At 37.5% G+C, this 18,243-nt stretch carries 17 protein-coding genes; 1 reads left to right on the top strand and 16 read right to left on the bottom strand.

Going from position 1 to position 18,243, the window contains the following annotated elements; genetic code table 11:
- The coding region (locus tag BLP46_RS13035) for a hypothetical protein (protein ID WP_167669198.1) at positions 1–909 on the top strand (909 nt) is incomplete at its 5' end.
- Positions 910–1,323: 414 nt separating this feature from the next.
- Here BLP46_RS13035 and BLP46_RS06430 read toward each other — a convergent pair.
- The 16 genes from BLP46_RS06430 to rfbF all read right to left on the bottom strand — a co-directional run bounded on the left by BLP46_RS06430 (position 1,324) and on the right by rfbF (position 18,229).
- Positions 1,324–2,472 (bottom strand): Coenzyme F420 hydrogenase/dehydrogenase, beta subunit C-terminal domain, encoded by a 1,149-nt coding sequence (locus BLP46_RS06430; protein ID WP_092977396.1) that lies wholly within the window; start codon positions 2,470–2,472, stop codon positions 1,324–1,326.
- 8 nt (positions 2,473–2,480) lie between these two features.
- The gene (locus BLP46_RS06435) at positions 2,481–3,560 is read right to left on the bottom strand and encodes a polysaccharide pyruvyl transferase family protein (RefSeq protein ID WP_092977398.1); all 1,080 of its coding nucleotides are present in this window, start codon (positions 3,558–3,560) and stop codon (positions 2,481–2,483) included.
- A 12-nt stretch (positions 3,561–3,572) separates the two neighbouring features.
- Complete coding sequence (locus BLP46_RS06440) at positions 3,573–4,475, bottom strand: glycosyltransferase (protein WP_092977400.1); 903 nt, start codon at positions 4,473–4,475, stop codon at positions 3,573–3,575.
- A 3-nt stretch (positions 4,476–4,478) separates the two neighbouring features.
- A complete protein-coding gene (locus tag BLP46_RS06445) occupies positions 4,479–6,020 on the bottom strand; it encodes an oligosaccharide flippase family protein (RefSeq protein ID WP_092977402.1) in 1,542 nt (513 codons plus the stop codon).
- A 19-nt stretch (positions 6,021–6,039) separates the two neighbouring features.
- Positions 6,040–7,125: a polysaccharide pyruvyl transferase family protein gene (locus tag BLP46_RS06450; protein ID WP_092977404.1), complete on the bottom strand. Its 1,086-nt coding sequence runs from the start codon at positions 7,123–7,125 to the stop codon at positions 6,040–6,042.
- Complete coding sequence (locus BLP46_RS06455) at positions 7,122–8,444, bottom strand: O-antigen ligase family protein (RefSeq protein ID WP_092977406.1); 1,323 nt, start codon at positions 8,442–8,444, stop codon at positions 7,122–7,124. The genes BLP46_RS06450 and BLP46_RS06455 overlap by 4 nt, the downstream gene beginning before the upstream one ends.
- A 15-nt stretch (positions 8,445–8,459) precedes the next feature.
- Positions 8,460–9,431 (bottom strand): glycosyltransferase family 2 protein, encoded by a 972-nt coding sequence (locus BLP46_RS06460; RefSeq protein WP_092977408.1) that lies wholly within the window; start codon positions 9,429–9,431, stop codon positions 8,460–8,462.
- Between the two features lie 18 nt (positions 9,432–9,449).
- On the bottom strand, positions 9,450–10,643 hold the full coding sequence (locus BLP46_RS06465; protein WP_167669199.1) for a Coenzyme F420 hydrogenase/dehydrogenase, beta subunit C-terminal domain: 1,194 nt from the start codon (positions 10,641–10,643) through the stop codon (positions 9,450–9,452).
- Positions 10,644–10,654: 11 nt separating this feature from the next.
- Positions 10,655–11,815, bottom strand: coding sequence for a polysaccharide pyruvyl transferase family protein (locus BLP46_RS06470; protein ID WP_092977412.1), 1,161 nt, complete (start codon positions 11,813–11,815; stop codon positions 10,655–10,657).
- A gap of 253 nt (positions 11,816–12,068) precedes the next feature.
- Positions 12,069–12,554, bottom strand: a complete 486-nt coding sequence (locus tag BLP46_RS06475) for an acyltransferase (protein ID WP_092977414.1) — start codon at positions 12,552–12,554, stop codon at positions 12,069–12,071.
- Positions 12,551–13,804, bottom strand: coding sequence for a glycosyltransferase family 4 protein (locus tag BLP46_RS06480; protein ID WP_092977416.1), 1,254 nt, complete (start codon positions 13,802–13,804; stop codon positions 12,551–12,553). Before BLP46_RS06480 ends, BLP46_RS06475 begins: the two co-directional genes overlap by 4 nt.
- A 2-nt stretch (positions 13,805–13,806) precedes the next feature.
- On the bottom strand, positions 13,807–14,814 hold the full coding sequence (locus BLP46_RS06485; RefSeq protein WP_092977418.1) for a glycosyltransferase family 8 protein: 1,008 nt from the start codon (positions 14,812–14,814) through the stop codon (positions 13,807–13,809).
- A 19-nt stretch (positions 14,815–14,833) separates the two neighbouring features.
- Entirely contained in the window at positions 14,834–15,406 is a 573-nt protein-coding gene (rfbC, locus tag BLP46_RS06490; RefSeq protein WP_092977420.1) for a dTDP-4-dehydrorhamnose 3,5-epimerase, read from the bottom strand.
- Positions 15,407–15,462: 56 nt separating this feature from the next.
- The gene (locus BLP46_RS06495; RefSeq protein ID WP_092977492.1) at positions 15,463–16,383 is read right to left on the bottom strand and encodes an NAD-dependent epimerase/dehydratase family protein; all 921 of its coding nucleotides are present in this window, start codon (positions 16,381–16,383) and stop codon (positions 15,463–15,465) included.
- 11 nt (positions 16,384–16,394) lie between these two features.
- Positions 16,395–17,450: a CDP-glucose 4,6-dehydratase gene (gene rfbG / locus BLP46_RS06500; protein WP_092977422.1), complete on the bottom strand. Its 1,056-nt coding sequence runs from the start codon at positions 17,448–17,450 to the stop codon at positions 16,395–16,397.
- Positions 17,450–18,229: a glucose-1-phosphate cytidylyltransferase gene (rfbF, locus tag BLP46_RS06505; RefSeq protein ID WP_092977424.1), complete on the bottom strand. Its 780-nt coding sequence runs from the start codon at positions 18,227–18,229 to the stop codon at positions 17,450–17,452. Before rfbF ends, rfbG begins: the two co-directional genes overlap by 1 nt.
- Positions 18,230–18,243: the final 14 nt, after the last annotated feature.

Raw genomic sequence — 18,243 nt, forward strand, 5'->3', positions numbered from 1 at the left:
ACAGCACCTGTAACAGAGCCAACAACAGTATCTCCTTCTACAGAACCGACAACAGCTCCTGCATCAGGCGTAAGCGTATTTGGTGATATTAACCTTGATCTCGTTAAGGGTAATGATGATGTATACAGCGCATCAACAAGCCTTGAGAGCGGTACATACACATTCAGAATCAACAACAACGGTGCAACATATTGCAACGGTTCAACATTTACAGATAAGACTTCAAATGTTGCATACAGCACAAAGTGGAAGTCAGCAACAAAGCTCGTAGCTAATGGCGGTACATATACATTTAAGTACAATGTATCAACAAATAAGCTTACTATCGAGTATCAGGCTCCATCACTTGCTCAGATCTTCGGTGATATCAACCTTGATCTCCAGGCAACAAAGGATGCTAACATCTATTCAGCAGCAGTTGAACTTGAAGCAGGTTCTTATAACTTCAGAGTAATGAACCAGGGCGTTCAGTATTGCTGCGGATATACATTTGTTGATAAGACAAAGGGCGCACAGTACAACTCAAAGTGGAAGAGTGCATCAACACTTAAAGCAACAGGCGGTACATATACATTCAGCTATGATATAGACGCAAACAAGCTCACAATTGCTTATGTACCTGCAGGTGCAGAGTGCGGAATGGTAGGCGACCTTACAGCTGCATTTGAAAAGACTTCAACAGAGAATGTATATTCAACAACTATGGAAGTAAAGGCCGGAACATACCAGATTAAGATGAGCAACTTTGGTAAGATCTGCGGCGGCGGATTAAATGTTACAGATTCAACAAAGGGAATCACACTTAATCCTAAGTTCTCAAAGTATGCAACATTCAAAGCAACAGGCGGTACATACAAATTTACTTATGATGTATCAAAGAATGTTCTTTCAATTGCAAAGATTAAATAATTAAATAGTTGCAAAATCAATTGGCGGTTGCATTAATATGCAGCCGCCTCTTTTATCAGTTCAAGAAATAGGGGATAAAATAAAGCACTTCAAAAATTAAAATTAAAGGGGGAAGAGATTGGGCCTAAATAACTCAATGTCAATACTTGGTGTAAACCAGAAAAATGAATGATAGATTTAGGCAAGCGAAGGTTGGAAAGCTCCCGCCTTATTTGATATGAGTATGAAAATAGATTGGTATATTAACCTCCGAATTTCACTAAATGTAATTAACATTAAATTTGATTGAGTTTTTAAAATATGTTCTTATGCATAAAAACAATCGGTGGTAAAGAACCACCGATTGTTTGCACTAATTATTCGTTTTCTGATTTATTGCAACTGCTGAGATTACAATATGTTTTAAATTGAAAATTATTTTTTGAATATACGCTTTACTTTGTTAGATTTTTCACGTATTCTAATTTTTAGTTTTACCCAAAATACTTTTTTATAGCATTTGTTCAGAGCCTTTTCAAAACCATATTTTTCATAATTGTTCCAAAAATAATCTCCGTCTTTTGGTTTTTGAGAAGACATATACAGATTTGGATTAGGTTTTGCGCTTTTTTGCAGGTCACACTCAAAACATTCAATATCCTTTTTACAGGCTTCAAGCACCTCGGCGCCCTTTGATGAATTAACAAGCAAAAGTGAAACGCCTTTATTATCATTAAATTCAGGAAGAATGTTGTTTATGCCCCAAAAATCTGCAAGGGTAAAGTCTGCGGGTCTGTCAAGATTTGTAAATTTACAATTAAAGCAGGACGGTCTTGAAATATAATTATCATTAAAGAGATAAGCATATTCGTTTGAATTGTATTTTTTACCGTCAATCCATATGGCCTCTTTATGGGCATTCCAACCAAGTGTTTTGTCACGAAAATTTGCATTGGTAACTTTGCCGTTATATTTTTTTTCGCAATGGTTCAGATATTCTTTCCAGATTTTTGGACTTGGAACACCGTGACAAACAAGGTCGCAGGTGTACAGCTTTGAGGTATCTGTATTTTTGAGGTAGTTCTTTAATCCGCCAACTTGACAGGCCGTTCCTGAAAAAAGAACATACATACCGTTTTTGAGATCCTGTTTAACATTAGAAAATGTATCCTTGACATTACTTTGTACATATTTTGAACCTTTAAGTCTGTCGCGCTCAGATTTGTTTGTAGTCCTAATGTGACATACGGAAAAGTCATCGTCAAAGGCTGCTCCGTAAACAGAACCGTTTTTTTCAAGAATAAAGTCAGAAATCGCAATAAATACACCGCCGCTTCTGCTTGTCATTCTTGTGTTGAAATCCTTATGTTTTATGGCATACGCCTTTTGCGCTCTGTTTTTTTCATAACCATTTTGAAATGCACAAACTCTTTTGCAAGCACCGCATTCAACACAAAGCGAATTGTCTATTACGGGATACAAAAAGCCCCTATCGTCAGGTTTCATTTTAATAGCGTTTTTTGGGCAAATTTGCTCGCAGGCACTGCAGCCACAGCAATTATTTTTTGAATCAAAAATTTCCATAGTTCCATCTACTCCGTAATTTGTTTAAGATATTCATACGCATTATTGCGTTCAATGTTTAAAATTTCTTCCGCTTTATCCCAAAAAATCTCAGTTTCTTCAGATTTTCCGTTCTTAATTTCTCTGTTAATTCCCACCTTTGTAAGCAGGTTGCAGGCGCGATCGTTAAATCCTCTTGCCGTTTCAAACTCTACAAAAAGATTCTTGTGAAAAATTAAAGAGAATGCTGTCCCATGAAAAGAATTGGTGACCGTGTAGGTCGCATTTAAAAAGTAGCCGAGAAATTCCTCAACAGTCGGTGCTGAGACATATGTAAATCCTTGGTGCTTTTTTTGCGGATTGTCTGTAATATAAATTACAGGGATATTTTTAGCCCTCGAAAGATTTTCGGCAAAATCAAGTAACGATTTTACCGGCTTTACATTAAAAACAAGTATATAAGGTGTCTTAATCTTTGTAACGGCAATTTTTTTCCATTCGTCACTTGGCCACAAAAATGTTGGGTCAATATGGCAAAGCGCATCTTTGCCGGTAATTTTTTTTACAATTTTAACGGCACTTTCTTCTCGAACAGACAACGTTTGGAAACCATCCATAAGTGATTTCATAACAGGTATTTTTTCATCACTGATGTCAGAGACGCCAAAGCTTGCTGCATAGCTGAATTTTTGATAGTCATCGGCAAATTTAAGGAAATAGGCTGAATCCGGATCAACGCCCTTTTTTCCCGGTCCCCAAACCTGGTCACTGCCTGTAATAAAGATGTCATATTTATTTTTGCAATCTTTAATTTCGCTGTCGGTATATGATTTTTGGCTGATTCTCAAATAATTGTTATAAAAGCTTGAAAAGCTCTTAATGCGCTTTGACCTTTTGCGAAACATAATAACTGATTTTATAATCGACTTGACTGGGTCACTTGCGTTGAATTGAAACGGTTTGTAGCTGTTATCAATATTTTCACACTTATAGTCAATAATTTCACAATCGTTTCCAAAAGACTGAACTGCTTTTTGCAGTGCGTATCCCTGAAGGACAGCTCCGTAATTTTTTGCACGGTGAAATGTAATAATACCAACTTTTTTCATAATGATATCTCCTTATGAGCGTTTGTAAAGGATGATTCCCATGGGACTTAACAGTGTAACAAGAAATCTCCGAATTCCCGGATTAACCATTTTTCTGATTTCCTTAGGGGTGTAGTTGTTTGCCATTCCGTCTCTGGTTATGGCAACAATATGTTCAAGGTAGCGTTTGCGATTGTATTTGCGATAATCCCAGCAGTCGTTTATATAATGAAGGTGCATAGGATACTTTTCTTTTGCTGCGTTTTTTCTGCCTACATTGGTGACGGCATTTTCCTGATCATTAATATAATATCTTAGTGCCTTGTTTATATAGCGGGATTTATATTTTCTTCCGACAGTATTCCAGATAATACTTTCAGGATAAAAGTGGTATCCGGCAACTATTGGAAACGGAAATTCACGCATAACATCAGTGCGAATCATTCCCCATAATTCTCCGGTTATTTTATATTTGAATTTTAAATCAAGGTCACAACTGTCAATATAGGGAACATTCATCGGGGTGCCGTTAATAACACCGTTTTTATCACAGGTTCGGCAGGATATACCATAATATTCCGACTGTTTATCGGCAGGTATTTTATTCCATTCCGATAAAAAAGTCTCCAGTGCATCATTGGTGCAGGCATCGTCTGAGTCAAGGGTAATGAAAAACTCTCCTCTGCAAATTTTAACTGCATTGTTGGTTGCAACGTGTTTTCCCTGATTTTCCTGATAAATGTATATTATGTCAAAAAAGGAATTTTCTTTTTTAAAGCTTTCAACGACTTCCTTTGTATTGTCGTGGCTGCCGTCATCAATAATAATCCATTCAAAATTTTTAAAAGTTTGTTTTTTTAAACATTCGTACGCTCTCTGAAGTGTAGCAGCACGATTATATGATGGTGTAAATACAGTAATTTTAATATTATTCATAGTTTATCTTCTCTTAAGCTTTGTAGTAACTTTATTTTTAAGTTTAAGCAGTTCGTCTTTTTTGAACAGGAGCGGAAGTGAAATAATATATCCTATAATGCCGACGCCTATACATACTGCAAGAAGTGAAATCCAGCTGTTGAGAGCAAATATGTTATTTACGATTAAGAAGAGTACCAACATTATTGCAAATGTAATCCATCCCCTGATAATAGTGGGATAGAATGTTGTTACTTTGCGCCCGAGAATATGTGCGGCATACATAGGAACAAATATCAGAGAACGTAGACCCATAAGGATGGAGCTTGTACCTGCTATAAAATACACGCCTAAATCAGTTGTATTTACGGCAATCAAAACAATTGCCAGACTTCCAACTCCGATTGCGAGATTTACAAATACGGGCAGTTTAAGCTTGTTGCATACGGTATTGAGCATCATAAGCGACTGTGTCTGGCTTGCACACAAGAAAGTAATGCAGGTGAGTACAGACATAATCTGTATCAATTGTATTTCCGCAGGAGATTTTGTAGGCTGCCAAAGTGTGTAGAACTGGTTGCCAAATGCAATAAAGCCTGCAAATGGTACAATGAGTATGAAGCTCATAATCTTTGTAGTAAACTTTGCTTCTTCAACTAACTCGTTAATTTTTTGTTTTGCATAAAGAATGGTAAAATGAGGTGTAAATACCGAACCGAGAGTAACAGTGAGATTACCAATACTGTTTGGAACTGTTTTTGCAATGGATAGGAGACCCATAAGTCCCGTGCCTAATGTTAAATTACATATCAAAAGGTCAAAGCCGGTCATAAGAACGTGGCAAAGCTGAGATAGTGACAGCCAAACGCCCGACGCCAAAAGTGATTTTACAACTTTGATATCAAATGTACGTATATCTACCTTTACCTCAGGAAGAATTTTCTTTTTTACGGTTATGTTAGCAAAAAGCAGGAACAGTCCGCTTCCGAGGGTAGCAAGTGCAACATAATAAAGCTGTGCCGGAAATAGTGTAAATAAAATTACAACAAATGCAGCTTTCAAAAGATTAGAAATTATGTCACGGACAGAGTTAATGTCAAGTCTATTTTTGACAAATGCCGCAGTCGTGAAAATTGCTGTTACAGTGCTGACTACAAATGTAAGGAACGTAATGCCAAAGGTTATTTTTACGGTTGTTATGAGTTCATCGGGAATATTCAGGAATATGTCAAGATAACCTGTAAGTATGGCAGAGATAATCAGTATTACGGCTGCCAAAAATAAATCGGCAACAAGTACCGAGCTGAATATTCTTGAGGCTTTGTCAACCTCTCCTTTATGATATGAAATAGAGATAAATCTGCCCGAAATTGAGTTTAGAGCCATGGTGATTATTGTTCCGTACTGAACAAAGTTGTTGGCAAGTCCGATAAAACCGTATGCGTCCGAGCCTAATTCTTTTACAAGATACGGAGTAAGAAAAAAGTTTATACCGATTGTTACTGCAAACGAAACGATACTTGCTATAATATTGATCGACATTTGCTTGCCGGATGATTTAGACATTTATTTAAGCACTTCCTTTTCAAGCTTTTTTTATCATTTTGATATACATTCTTGATTTTTCTCGCTGTTCGGCAAGTGCTTTTTCAATGTGTTCCCAGTCAACGTATTCATCGGGATTGGGATAAAAATCTTTTTTGATTTCGTGATTTTTTATTCCTAAACTGTTCATAAGTTCTTCTGAGCGTATGTTTCTTCCGCCCTGATTTTCAAATTCAACGGCGAATCTTTTTTTGTAAATTATTGAAAAAGCTGTTCCGTGAAAAGAATTTGTGCAAACATATTCTGCATTTTTTATCAAACCTACAAATTCATTTGCAGTAACGGGGTCAAGGTATGTTACTCCTTTGACTTTGTGAATTCTTTCCTTTTGCAAATAATATATTTTCAATCCGGTTTTTTGGCTGAGTTGTTTTGCGTAATTAATAAGATGAATTGATTTTCTTACATTAAACAAAAATATGTACGGTTCATTTACAACGGGCTTGCTTATTTCGTCCCATTGCTGTTCTGTAAGCAAAAGCGTGGGGTCAATATTTACCTCAGCATCTCTGCCCAAAAGTTCCTTAATAATTGCGGCGGCACTGTCTTCTCTTACGGAAAATGCCTGATAATCTGACAAAAGCCGTTTGTATTCATCTTTCTTGTCAGACGGAAGCTCCTTTACCGCAATGCTTGCTGCATAGGAGTATTTTTGTTTGGATTGTGCAAAATCAAGGAAATAAACCGGGTCAAAACCAACACAGGTAGGACTCCACACTTGGTCGCTTCCTGCAATAAAGGCAGAATATTCGTCTGACGCTTCTTTTATATTGTCGGCATCAAACGGACGGCTCAACTTCATATATTTTTTTCGAAATTCAATGGATTTTTTTCTGTCAATTCCTGTCTGACGCATTGTAATCAGGGAACGCACAAAAGACTTTAACTTATGTTTGTTGCCGACCCTTATAGGACGGATAAGTCTTGTGTACATAAAATGACATGTGTAGTCAATAATATCGTTTTCCAAGCCATTCTGTTCTAAAAATTTTTGTAATGCATAGGCCTGTAATTTTGCTCCGTAGCTCAATGCCTGATGAAAAGTAACTATGCCTACCTTTTTCATATTATGTGTTCCTCCGTATTTAGTATTTTTCGATTTGTGTCCATACTGTTTTCGGAGGCTCTGTTCAGATACATAACCATACCGATTGAAAACATCCACAAAAATAAAATTTGTCGTGTATATACTGGATTTCCTGTTAGTGAATAAATAATCATCATTATCTGGATGTAAAGCGAAAAGTAAGACATATATTTGTCGTTGCGGTCATTGCGGAATTTTTTGATTGAATTAACAGTATAAACAAGCGCCGCAATAACAAATAACAAGAAAATTATACTTCCGACAATTCCTAACTCAGAAAATATTTGCATATAACTGTTGTGACCGTTATATGACCATTTTTTGTTGCCGACCCTTAATCCGTGGTCATAGGCGTATTGGTTGTACGAACCCATTCCGGCACCGAATATCGGAAATTCAGATATCATCATAGTCATATATTTCCACAGCGGTTCTCTGTCTCCCATAGATTCAACGTTTTCCTGATCCATGAATCTTTCAAAAATAGTTGCTACTTTAGGGATAAACATCATAATTACAAACAGCGCGCAGATTGCAATTATGATAACACTCATTGTTTTAAATGTTTTGCCTTTTAAGTTTGACAGTAGCATAAAAACTGCAAATGCCGCAATGACAATTACAAAAAGTGTTCTTTTGCCTGTCAGCATAAGGGCAACAAGAAAAATCAAAAGCATAAATAAGTCTTTTTTTGCAAGTTTTCCGTCAGAAAAATATTTTGCAAACAAAATTGCTATTCCGACGTTCATTATATAAGCTGCTTCAGCCTTTTCTCTTGCAAATCCAGAATATGCTCCGATGGCAAGTTCTTTTCCTATTAGTCTTGATATTTCTGCCGAGTGTGTCGGGTTTACGATAAACCAAAAATATTTGAGCATACAATTTTGAACAAAGACGCTGATTATAATCGAAAAAGCGATTACTGCACATATGACGTAAAAAATTGATAATATTTTCAGAAAATAAGATTTAGGCATATCAATGAATATCAGGGTAAAGGAGCAGGCATAAAGAAGAAAAAGCTGAATTGTTGCTTGCTGGTCATAGGAATAAATAATGGATATGCCTATATAAGATATTAGAATAAATGAAGTAACAGTTACTGTATTTATTCTAATTTTTATGTCGCAAAAAACAAAGACTACTAAAAATAATATACCCGTAGCATAAATTAACGGCAGTCTTATACTGTAAGGAATCGGACTTACACCTGTCACACATATTATCGGCAACGTGACCACAAGGAAAATTTGCCATATATTCTTCAAAGTTAAGTCTTTTAAATTTGGTTTATTCACAAAATATCACCGTAATTAGTATTTATCAAAATATTTTATCATAAAGAAGAAGAGCGGTCTGCTTGTCCTTAGTGTAAAAAAGCGTATAAAGTCTTTTTTAGAAAGATATTTTTTTGCAATCTTTTTGTCAAAGGCTTTCGTGAAATCAACTAACTTATCTGCTTCGTCTTTATATGTGTCGAGTCCGTTTCTCATACACATAAGCTTGTATATTCTGAGGGCAGTAGAAAGCTTATTACATAAAGCGTTTTCTGTAATATTGGGGTGTGATTGCTTAATGTTTTCAAGAATTTTATCTGCTAAATATATACAGTCAAAGTATTTATCTGAAAATTCAGTAATAGAGGACGAGCCGGCATGTCGAAAGTAAGTATATTTTGCTTCGCTTCTGCTACTTATTCTTTTTGCATTTAATGCGGCAAGAAAGCAAAAATACTTGTCTTCGTTTATTTTGCAGTCTTCGGGATATTTAACGTCCTTGCAAATCTCGGATTTAAACAGCTTGGTATACGTGCTCATACCAACACTGCCGTTAAAAAGATCACAAAGAAAGTCTTCATTATTATCCCATATTTTTTGCTCGCCCGTTGCAATATTGCGAATGGAGCCGTCCTCAAATGCAAAGCGTACCTCACAGATTGAAATGTCGGCATTATCTTCTTTTGCTGTATTAAGCAAAAACTCAAACATATCCTTGTCCGGAATATCATCACCGTCACAGAATCCTATATAATCGCCCTGTGCAACATCCAGTCCGGCATTTCTTGCCGCAGATACTCCTTTATTTTTTTGATGAATAACCTTTATACGACTATCTTTTTTTGCAAAATCATCACAAATTTGAGGGCTGTTGTCGGATGAACCGTCATCAATTAGTATAATTTCAAGATTTTTGTAAGTTTGATTAATCAGGCTGTCAACTGATTTTTCGAGATATTTTTCAATATTGTATACCGGAACGATAATTGAAATTTTAGCATTGTCCATATATATCCTGCCTTGAATTTATTTTAGCCTTTTTAACAATTTCAAAATGCCTGTTTTGTATAAAGTGCCACGGAACTTACCGAATATCTTTCGACTGGTTTTCACCGGAATTGTGTTTTTAACAACTTTATCTATTGTTATTCCGCTGTTGAGCATTTCAAAGTATTCTTTGCGTTTGGGATGAATTTCCGGATTTTGCAAAGCCATTTTTCCGTCTGTCTGTAAAAGCATATTTACATCTGCTTCGTATTTTGTGATTTTGTCTGAAATGCTTTCAAAAAGCTTTTTTCCTTTTTCGCTTTGAATTATTACTGCCGTATAGCCTTTGTCATCATCAGGAACTGAGGGTACATAGCGGGTTACATTCCAACAGTCAAAGACCGTTAAATCGGAAATCCTTCCTGCACTCCTGGACGGGCAGGAATAACATGATGGACGAGAACAAATTCCGTCAAAATAACTTTTAAGCATATAATCAGTGTTAGTGTTTTCAACGCTTCTTTTACCGTTAGCAAATCTAAGTGTCAAATTTGCGCTGTGATATCCATAGGTCTTTTCTCTGAAATTTGCATATGTGATTTTTGAATTGAATTTTGATTCCATATACTCCCTGTACTTTTTCCATACGAACGGAGAGGGAACCCCATGACAGACCAAATCAACAGTAAACAGATTGTCATACGGTTTTCGTAAAAAGTTTACTAATCCTTCAACTTGGCACGGTGTGCCGGAAAACATAACAATTCTTCCACTGTCAAGCCATTTTTTAATATCTGAAAATGTGTTTCCAAGGTCACTTTGCACATACTTTGAGGTTCGGAATTTTGAAAGGTCTTGCACCGTTTCTGCTGAAGAATGATATACATTAAAATCTTTGTCATAAGCTGCGCCGAATATAATACCGTTTTGATTTAGTATTTCTTCGCAAAAAGCTGTTACGGCACCGCCGGATGAACTATTTTTCACAATTTCAGGGTCATTGTTGCGAACAATATACGCAGTGTACGGCATATCTTTGCCGTTAGTTTGGTTGTTAATAATCGGACAAACTTTTTCGCAAAGCCCGCATTTTATGCAAGTTTCTTTGTCAACAGAAGGGTACTTAAATCCCTCTTTATCTTCCTGCATTGTGATACAACGTTTAGGACATATGCAGGCACACGCCGTACAACCGCAGCAGGCATTTTTGTTATTGTCGGTAATGTTAATCATAGTTTCCTCCATCAGCAAAAGTCAGCAAGTGCCCTGTCCAAAAATGCTTTGGATTTTTGTCTGTGCTCATCCACTTTACCAAGAACGTCCTCATAATTAATTTTATTTTCAACATCGGCGATATTGCCGTTATATCTTCTGTCGGAGAGTCCGTAGTTTTTGCAAAAGCTGTCGATACGAGAGTTCTTGGAAGATGACGAGTTGTCCGAATATCTGTTGAATACCAAGAAATGTTTTTGATACAGCATTGAGAATACCGAGCCGTGGAATGAGTCGGTAAATACATATTCCGCATTGCGAATCAAATTTACAAATTCTGCCGGACCGATGTCAAACGGTGTATAGTCGCCAAAGTTTTCATCAGCCTTGTTGTAGCTGTCCATATGAGGCTCAGTTACAATCTTTAAACCCTTTTGCTTTGCAAATTTGGTTACAGCGTCACGATATTCGGCACTTTTTCCAAGAAAATATGCAAATATGTAAGGTTCGTCATAAAGTCGTTTGTTTGGTATTTCTTTAAGCCATTGTTCTGCGTCAAGCAAGATAACAGGGTCACATACCACTTCCGCTTTATTTGAGCTGAGTTCCTCAACTATCTTTTTTCCGCTGTTCTCGCGGACGCTTATAAAGTTAAGTCTGTTAAGAAATGTATTGTATATCTTGTGGTATCTTGGATTTATCTGTGATACGCCGAAACTTGTGGCGTATGATATTTTAACGGTGTTATTGTCTGCGAACATAAGATTATAAAAATTTGAGGTTATTCCGCTAGGAGACCAAAGTTGGTCGCTGCCAACCATAACAGCAGTGTATTTCTTTGATTGTTCCTTTAACTGTTCATAACCATAGTAAACCGGTGACAGTTTTTTAAACCTACTTTGCGAAAATTTGTCAAACGCAGCGTTACGAACTGCGTTATCCTGTGCAAGTTGTGGATGAAGTTTTAGCATCATCTTTTTTTGTGAGGTTTCAATAATTCTGTCATTTATAAAAATAGGGTTCAAAAGGCGCGGAAGTGACTTTATAAGCAAAAGGGGAGTTGTTTTTTTCTTATATCTGATTATTTCAAAGTCGATATTTCTTCTTGCAAGTTCAACCGTTGTAGCGTAGCTTTGCAGCTGGCTTCCGTAGTTTTTATGCTGATAGCAGGCACAAATTCCGAGTTTTTTCATAAAATCAATCTTTCTTTAATTTGTATTTCTTTATAAATCCGAATCGTTTTTTCAATATATGCTTCCGGATTAAGTCACGTTTTGCGGCGGAAACGGCATTTTCACCTATCTGTTTGTATTCGTTGGAAGATAGGGCACACAGCTTTACAAAAACGAGCTATTCAAATTTGCTTGAATTGCATATGCCTGCAAAACAGAGCCATAGTTTAATACTGTGTATATTTCGGGAACGTAAATGTATTATTATTCATTATCATTCCAGGCTTTCAACAGTAATGCCGCCATTATTTTTTACAACGGAATTTGCGGGAATATCACGATAGATAATGCAACCTGCTCCGATAACACTGTTATCTCCGATTTCAACACCCTTAAGTATAACTGTGTTGGTACAAATCCAGCAATTGTTTCCGATTTTTACACGACTTGTTGAATATCCCTGTTCACGGATAAGTTTTTTTCTGTCTCTGAATTTATGATTCTGGTCATAAATTTTAACATTTTCTCCGAATATGGTATGATCGCCGATTTCAACACTTTCAAGGCAGTTTATGGAACATCCACGGTTGAAGAAACAATCGGTTCCGATTTTAATTGATGCGCCTTTTTCAAGGTATAGACCGAAATTTTTGCGAAAGGTTGTATTCTTTCCCACTGAAAATCTTTTGCCAAACATAATCTTGAAGCACAGCTTTTTAATTGCAGCTTTTGTTCGCCAATATATTTTTAATAATATCATATTTTTTTACCGCCTTTAGCTTTTATCAGTTCTTTGTAGCATTTCATAAGTTTGTCGTAGTAGTTTTCACAGTAACAGTTGTTTTTTGCTTTTTCAAGTGCAGACTCTGACATTTTGCGGTATTCATCATCTGAAAGGTTGTTCATTTTTTTAAGACACTCGCAGAGACTGTCGGGATTATTGGGTTCACAAATAAACCCCGTGACCCCGTCATCAACGATTTCGGGAAGTCCGCCGTAATTGCTTACGATTGCAGGTTTGCCGACCGCAATTGCCTCAAGAATTGAATACGGCCCGTTTTCATACCATTCACTCGGAAGTATAACGCACTTTGCTCGTTCAACATATTTCTTTAATGCGTCACCACGCTGAAATCCTGTAAAAATGACCTTATCGGTCAGATTGTTTTCTTTTACATAAGTTTCGAGTTCTTCCCTCAGAGGACCGTCACCTACAAGGTAGAGCTTGTTTTTAAAATTACCTTTTCGGTAAGCTTTTACAAGCGACATAATTCCCTTTTCAACTGACAATCTGCCAAAGAACAGGAAGTAATCATCAATATCTTTGCAAAGGTGATACTGTGTTCCCGACGGCAAAAAATTAACCCAATGCACAATCGGATTCTTGGTTATATGTGATTCAACAAATTGTCTGCGATAAAAATCGGAAGGACAGATGTAAAAATCTATCTTATCGTACATATGCATACGCTCGTAATTTTTGGCTTCAATTACGGCAAGATATGTTTGCATAGTTGAATTTTTTACGCACTTTTGTTCAATCGCCGGTTTATAACTGTGCTCCCTCACGCAGCGATCACAGACTTTTCCGTTACAGAGCATCGTATGTGTCGGACAAACGCAGTTTAAGTCGTGTGCTGTCAGCACAACGGGAATGTTGAATTTTTGGATAGCATTGAGTATTGAGAGCGTAATATGACGGTGAACAAGGTTGATATGTACAATGTCAGGTTTTTCGTCTTTAATAAGTTTTTCGATTTTCCTTTTAGCGTCAAATGAGTAGAGTGCGTGAAAACCTGCACTTAATTTTTGGACAGGAGACATACTCTTGTTAAAATCAACATTTTTGGAGAAGTATTCGGATTGCGGACAATCGTAGTTTTTTTCGTCCTCCATTGCAAAATAAATGACCTCGTTACCGTGTTCTTCAAGTAGTTTTGCAAGACCAAAGTGATATGTCTCACTTCCGCCCTTTACATAGTGGTATTTATTTACAAGCAAAATTTTCATTCTCAGCCCTGCCTTTTTCCTTTAAATGATCGCACCATAGGGTACAATTTTGAGTGAACAAGCGAGATTCCTGCAATCATCATTCCTTTCGGCATAATGTTGCAAACCTTTGTCATTGCTTTTTTGCTTCCTTTGCGGTCGTCCGGATACTGCGGAAAATCTCTCCAGGGAGAAATAGATTTGTATTTAAGATAATCATCCTTAAAGGGGTGATTGTTATTTTCGTTCCATGGACGTGTTCCTGACATAAAGCACGAGGTGTAGTGTATTATATACGGGTCGCCGACAGCCTCGTTATATTCCTGTTCGCTCAGATGATGCTCGGGCCTTCTGACTTTTAATAAGTCCTTGAAGTTGAAGTCAAAGAAAATTGTCATTGCATCATACTTAGTATGAATCGGCATAACAAGGTTGCGCTTTGCAAGCACTCCGTTAAGTACGCCCTGGTCAACGTACGTTATATCACCGTTGTGCTTAATTATAAATTCCAAAAAATCCTTTTCAACGTTCATTTTGCGCCAGCTGCCAAGGTCTATCAGCAAAACTCCGTTATTGGTATAGGTGCTGTCTGTCGGCAGACCGAGTTCTGTTTTGTATCGATCGCTTCGGCAGTCGTCAACTGCTGCTACAATTTTATCTCCAAGGTCAAGTTCCCACAAATCTTTGAGTGAATGACGGATTACCGTGTCGCAGTCAAGATATATGCATCGGTCAATATCGTCGGGCAAAATTGTGCATAAGAAAAGTCTGAAAAATGTGCTTATGTTCCATCTTCCAACCTCAATGTCAACTCCTGCTTGCTTATTTAAATCAGGTTGAGGAATAAAGATAATATTTCTTTTGTATTCGTTAGCAAGATTTTCAAATCTTTGTTTATTTTCGGCTGAAATGTTGTTATCTATCATATAGATATTGATTTCATCAGCATCGGTATTATTTTTTAGTAACGAGCAGATTGAAACGCCGGCAATCGGCGCATAACTGTCTGAGCTTGAATAAACTACGTTCATTTAATTCTCCGAATATTAATTATTTAAGATATTTTTCCTGATACTCTTTAAAAGATTGCAGATTTTTATCCTTGTCGGCAAGAATAAGATTTTCAATTCCGCCGATTTCTTCAAACGGCCACTCAACACCAAGGTCGGGGTCGTTGAACATAATACCGTCATCGTATTCGCCGTAGAATTTTTCTCCGCACTTGTACGATACTATTGACGGTTCAAGCACCAAATATCCGTGAGCAAAATGTTCGGGAACATAGATTTCATTCATATTTTCTTCTGATAAATAAAAGCCCTGCCATTTTTTGAAAGTAGGGGAGTCAGGACGCAGGTCAACAATTACGTCAAATACCTTTCCTTTAACGCATCTTACAAGCTTTGCCTGCTCGTGAACACGCTGAAAGTGAAGTGCACGAATAACTCCCTTGTGAGATACTGTGTAAAAGACTTCTGCAAGATTATGTTCAAGACCGTTTGCTTCAAAAACTTCTTTTGAATAGTCCTTAATAAATGCGCCTCTTATGTCTGTTGCACAAAACGGTTTGATAAGATAAGCTCCTTCAAAGTCTGTTTTGCAAAATTCAAATTTTTGTATCATAGTTTCTACCTCCATATAAACAGCGAAAAGGGCGAACAATGTCCGCCCTGCAAATCTTAATTCACAGTCTTAATCCAGTCCATTGTCAATTTTGTGCCTTTTGCAAATGAAATTGAAGGTTTAAAGTGGCAGTCGGTTTGGATGTCAGTTGTGTCAAATGCTTCAAGCGGCATATTAACACCTGTAAAGGGTACATCACCGAAAATCGGTTTAGCGTCGGGCGCAAGGGATTGCTGCATTTCAATGATAAATTCCTTAAGCGGACGAGCGTTGCCGCTTCCGATTGTGTATTCTTTATTAGCCTTTCCGTATTCACCGATGGCAACAAACGCTTTTGCAACGTCATCAATATAGATGAAGTCATAATTTTGAGTTGCCGCAGTAAACTGCAAAGGCTCGCCTGCGATAATTTTTCTTATTGTTGTGTTCACAAACCTTGGCGAAAATTCGCCTGCGCCATAAGCATTTGTTATTACAGCCCAGCATAAGTCAATGTTAAGGCTGTTGGCAATCGGTTTGCATATTGCGTGAGCAATCAGCTTGCCCGCACCGTATATATACGGAAGTCCCGGAGTGCTTCCTTGTGTGTAAACAGCGGTATAAGTTTCCTTTTCCATAATGGAACCCGCATTTACAAATTTTTTGCATCCCATTTTATCGGCTGTTCTGAGAGCCTGCGCTGTCCAAAGCGCATTTTTCAATTGAATGTTTTCGTCACATCTCAGGTTGCCTGCAGAACCAACCCATGCAAAATGATAAAAAACGTCAATGTCATTATCTGTTATTTTTTCTGAGAGTGATTCTATGTTGTCTAAATCACAGTATACAATTGAAATTCCCTGTAAATCTTTTATACTGTCGATATTTTCGTTTTCATCCTTGATTACAGCGTAAATTTTTGTGTTGCTGTCCGCCAGTTCTTTACATACATGCGAACCGACAAATCCGTTTGCGCCTGTGACAACCGCCTTATTCATTTTAACCCCCATTATATCCTGCTGTTTAAAAAGTCTTCAATTTGTGAATCCATACACTTGCGTACATCACCGTTTTCAAGCCAGACTTTTGACCATTCAACGGTTTTTTGAACCGCATTATCAACATGCCAATGCGGAGTCCAGCCAAAAGCAGCCTTTAGCTTTGAACAGTCAAGCTTCAAAAAGTTTGCTTCGTGAACGGCATTTTCTTCCGACTTGTCAATTCTCTTAACTTTACCGTCGGTATATTTTGTAAACATATCAACAAGTTCTCCGGTTGTTACGCAGTCACATTCATCGGGACCTACGTTATAGTAACCGGATTTTTCAATGTTTTCATATTGAGCCTTTGCTATCATAAGATATGCAAATAACGGCTCAAGAACGTGTTGATACGGTCTTGTTGAGTACGGATTTCTCACTATAATGTTGTTTCCGCTTTCAAGAGCACGCACACAGTCCGGAATAATTCTGTCGTTTGCAAAATCTCCGCCACCTATAACGTTGCCTGCTCTTGCAGTTGATATGGCTACATTTCCATCGGCAAAGAATGACTTTTTGTAGCTGTGAGTTACAAGTTCACTGCAACTTTTGCTATTGGAATAAGGGTCGAATCCGTCAAGCGGTTCGTCTTCTCTGTAACCCCAACACCATTCTTTGTTTTCGTATACTTTATCGGTAGTTACGTTTAAAAATGATTTTACACAGCTGTTTTGTCTTACACATTCAAGAATGTTTACAGTGCCCATAACATTGGTTTCATATGTATAAGCCGGTTCTTTATAACTGTCACGAACAATCGGCTGTGCTGCCAAATGAAGCACTATTTCAGGCTGTGCTTCATCAAAAGCCTTTTTTAGAGTCTCAAAATCCCGTATATCACCGATTACGGAATTAATATCCTTTTCAATGTCTGCAATTTCAAACAAGCTTGGGTTTGTGGGCGGATTAAGCGAGTATCCTGTTACCTGAGCGCCTGCGTTCGCAAGAATTTTGCAAAGCCAACTGCCTTTAAAACCTGTATGTCCTGTTACAAAAACTTTTTTTCCTTTATAAAACTCAAGCATCAGTCAGCCCACACTTTCCACGGGGCTCTTTTCTCAGCCCAAAGTTTTTCAAGTCTTTCTTTATCACGCATTGTGTCCATGCACTGCCAGAATCCGTCGTGTTTGTAGCACATAAGCTGTCCTTCAGCGGCAAGCTGTCCCATGGGTTCACGCTCAAACATAATAGTGTCGTCCTTAACGTAATCAAGAACCTTGGGGTCAAGCACCATAAATCCTGCGTTGATATAACCCGAATCAACGCTGCTCTTTTCTCGAAATGCATTAACCATACTGTCTTCCGACAAATCAAGAACGCCAAATCTGCTGTCAGGTTTAACCGCAGACATAGTGGCAAGTTTTCCGTGAGATTTATGAAATTCAAGCAGCTTTTTTATATTAACGTCAGAAACGCCGTCGCCGTATGTCATAAAAAACGGCTCGTTTCCGATAAACTCACGCACACGCTTGAGTCTTCCGCCTGTCATTGTGTTGAGACCTGTGTCAACAACGGTTACTTTCCATTGCTCGGCTCTTTTGTTGTGAACGATAATTTTATCGTCCTGTGTAAAGTCAAAGGTTACATCCGAAGTGTGAAGAAAATAATCGGCAAACCATTCTTTTATTACGTGTTGTTTATAACCTGCACAGATTACAAATTCATTAAACCCATAATAAGAATACAGTTTCATAATATGCCACAAAATCGGCATTTCCGCAATTTCAATCATTGGCTTTGGCTTAAATTGAGATTCCTCAGAAATTCTTGTGCCAAATCCGCCTGCCAAAATTACTGCTTTCATTATATGTACCTCCC

Origin of the sequence: Ruminococcus sp. YE282, from assembly GCA_900101355.1 — a bacterium.
In the GTDB taxonomy this organism is placed as follows: Bacteria; Bacillota; Clostridia; order Oscillospirales; family Acutalibacteraceae; genus Ruminococcoides; species Ruminococcoides bromii_A.

Bases quoted from the DNA above. Each gene is read 5' to 3' on its own strand.
- BLP46_RS06495 (WP_092977492.1), bottom strand. From the start codon at position 16,383: ATGAATAAGGCGGTTGTCACAGGCGCAAACGGATTTGTCGGTTCGCAT.
- BLP46_RS06475 (WP_092977414.1), bottom strand. From the start codon at position 12,554: ATGATATTATTAAAAATATATTGGCGAACAAAAGCTGCAATTAAAAAG.
- rfbG (WP_092977422.1), bottom strand. From the start codon at position 17,450: ATGCTTGAGTTTTATAAAGGAAAAAAAGTTTTTGTAACAGGACATACA.
- BLP46_RS06435 (WP_092977398.1), bottom strand. From the start codon at position 3,560: ATGAAAAAAGTTGGTATTATTACATTTCACCGTGCAAAAAATTACGGA.
- BLP46_RS06480 (WP_092977416.1), bottom strand. From the start codon at position 13,804: ATGAAAATTTTGCTTGTAAATAAATACCACTATGTAAAGGGCGGAAGT.
- BLP46_RS06440 (WP_092977400.1), bottom strand. From the start codon at position 4,475: ATGAATAATATTAAAATTACTGTATTTACACCATCATATAATCGTGCT.
- rfbC (WP_092977420.1), bottom strand. From the start codon at position 15,406: ATGATACAAAAATTTGAATTTTGCAAAACAGACTTTGAAGGAGCTTAT.
- BLP46_RS06445 (WP_092977402.1), bottom strand. From the start codon at position 6,020: ATGTCTAAATCATCCGGCAAGCAAATGTCGATCAATATTATAGCAAGT.
- BLP46_RS06485 (WP_092977418.1), bottom strand. From the start codon at position 14,814: ATGAACGTAGTTTATTCAAGCTCAGACAGTTATGCGCCGATTGCCGGC.
- BLP46_RS06450 (WP_092977404.1), bottom strand. From the start codon at position 7,125: ATGAAAAAGGTAGGCATAGTTACTTTTCATCAGGCATTGAGCTACGGA.
- BLP46_RS06460 (WP_092977408.1), bottom strand. From the start codon at position 9,431: ATGGACAATGCTAAAATTTCAATTATCGTTCCGGTATACAATATTGAA.
- rfbF (WP_092977424.1), bottom strand. From the start codon at position 18,229: ATGAAAGCAGTAATTTTGGCAGGCGGATTTGGCACAAGAATTTCTGAG.
- BLP46_RS06465 (WP_167669199.1), bottom strand. From the start codon at position 10,643: ATGATTAACATTACCGACAATAACAAAAATGCCTGCTGCGGTTGTACG.
- BLP46_RS06430 (WP_092977396.1), bottom strand. From the start codon at position 2,472: ATGGAAATTTTTGATTCAAAAAATAATTGCTGTGGCTGCAGTGCCTGC.
- BLP46_RS06470 (WP_092977412.1), bottom strand. From the start codon at position 11,815: ATGAAAAAACTCGGAATTTGTGCCTGCTATCAGCATAAAAACTACGGA.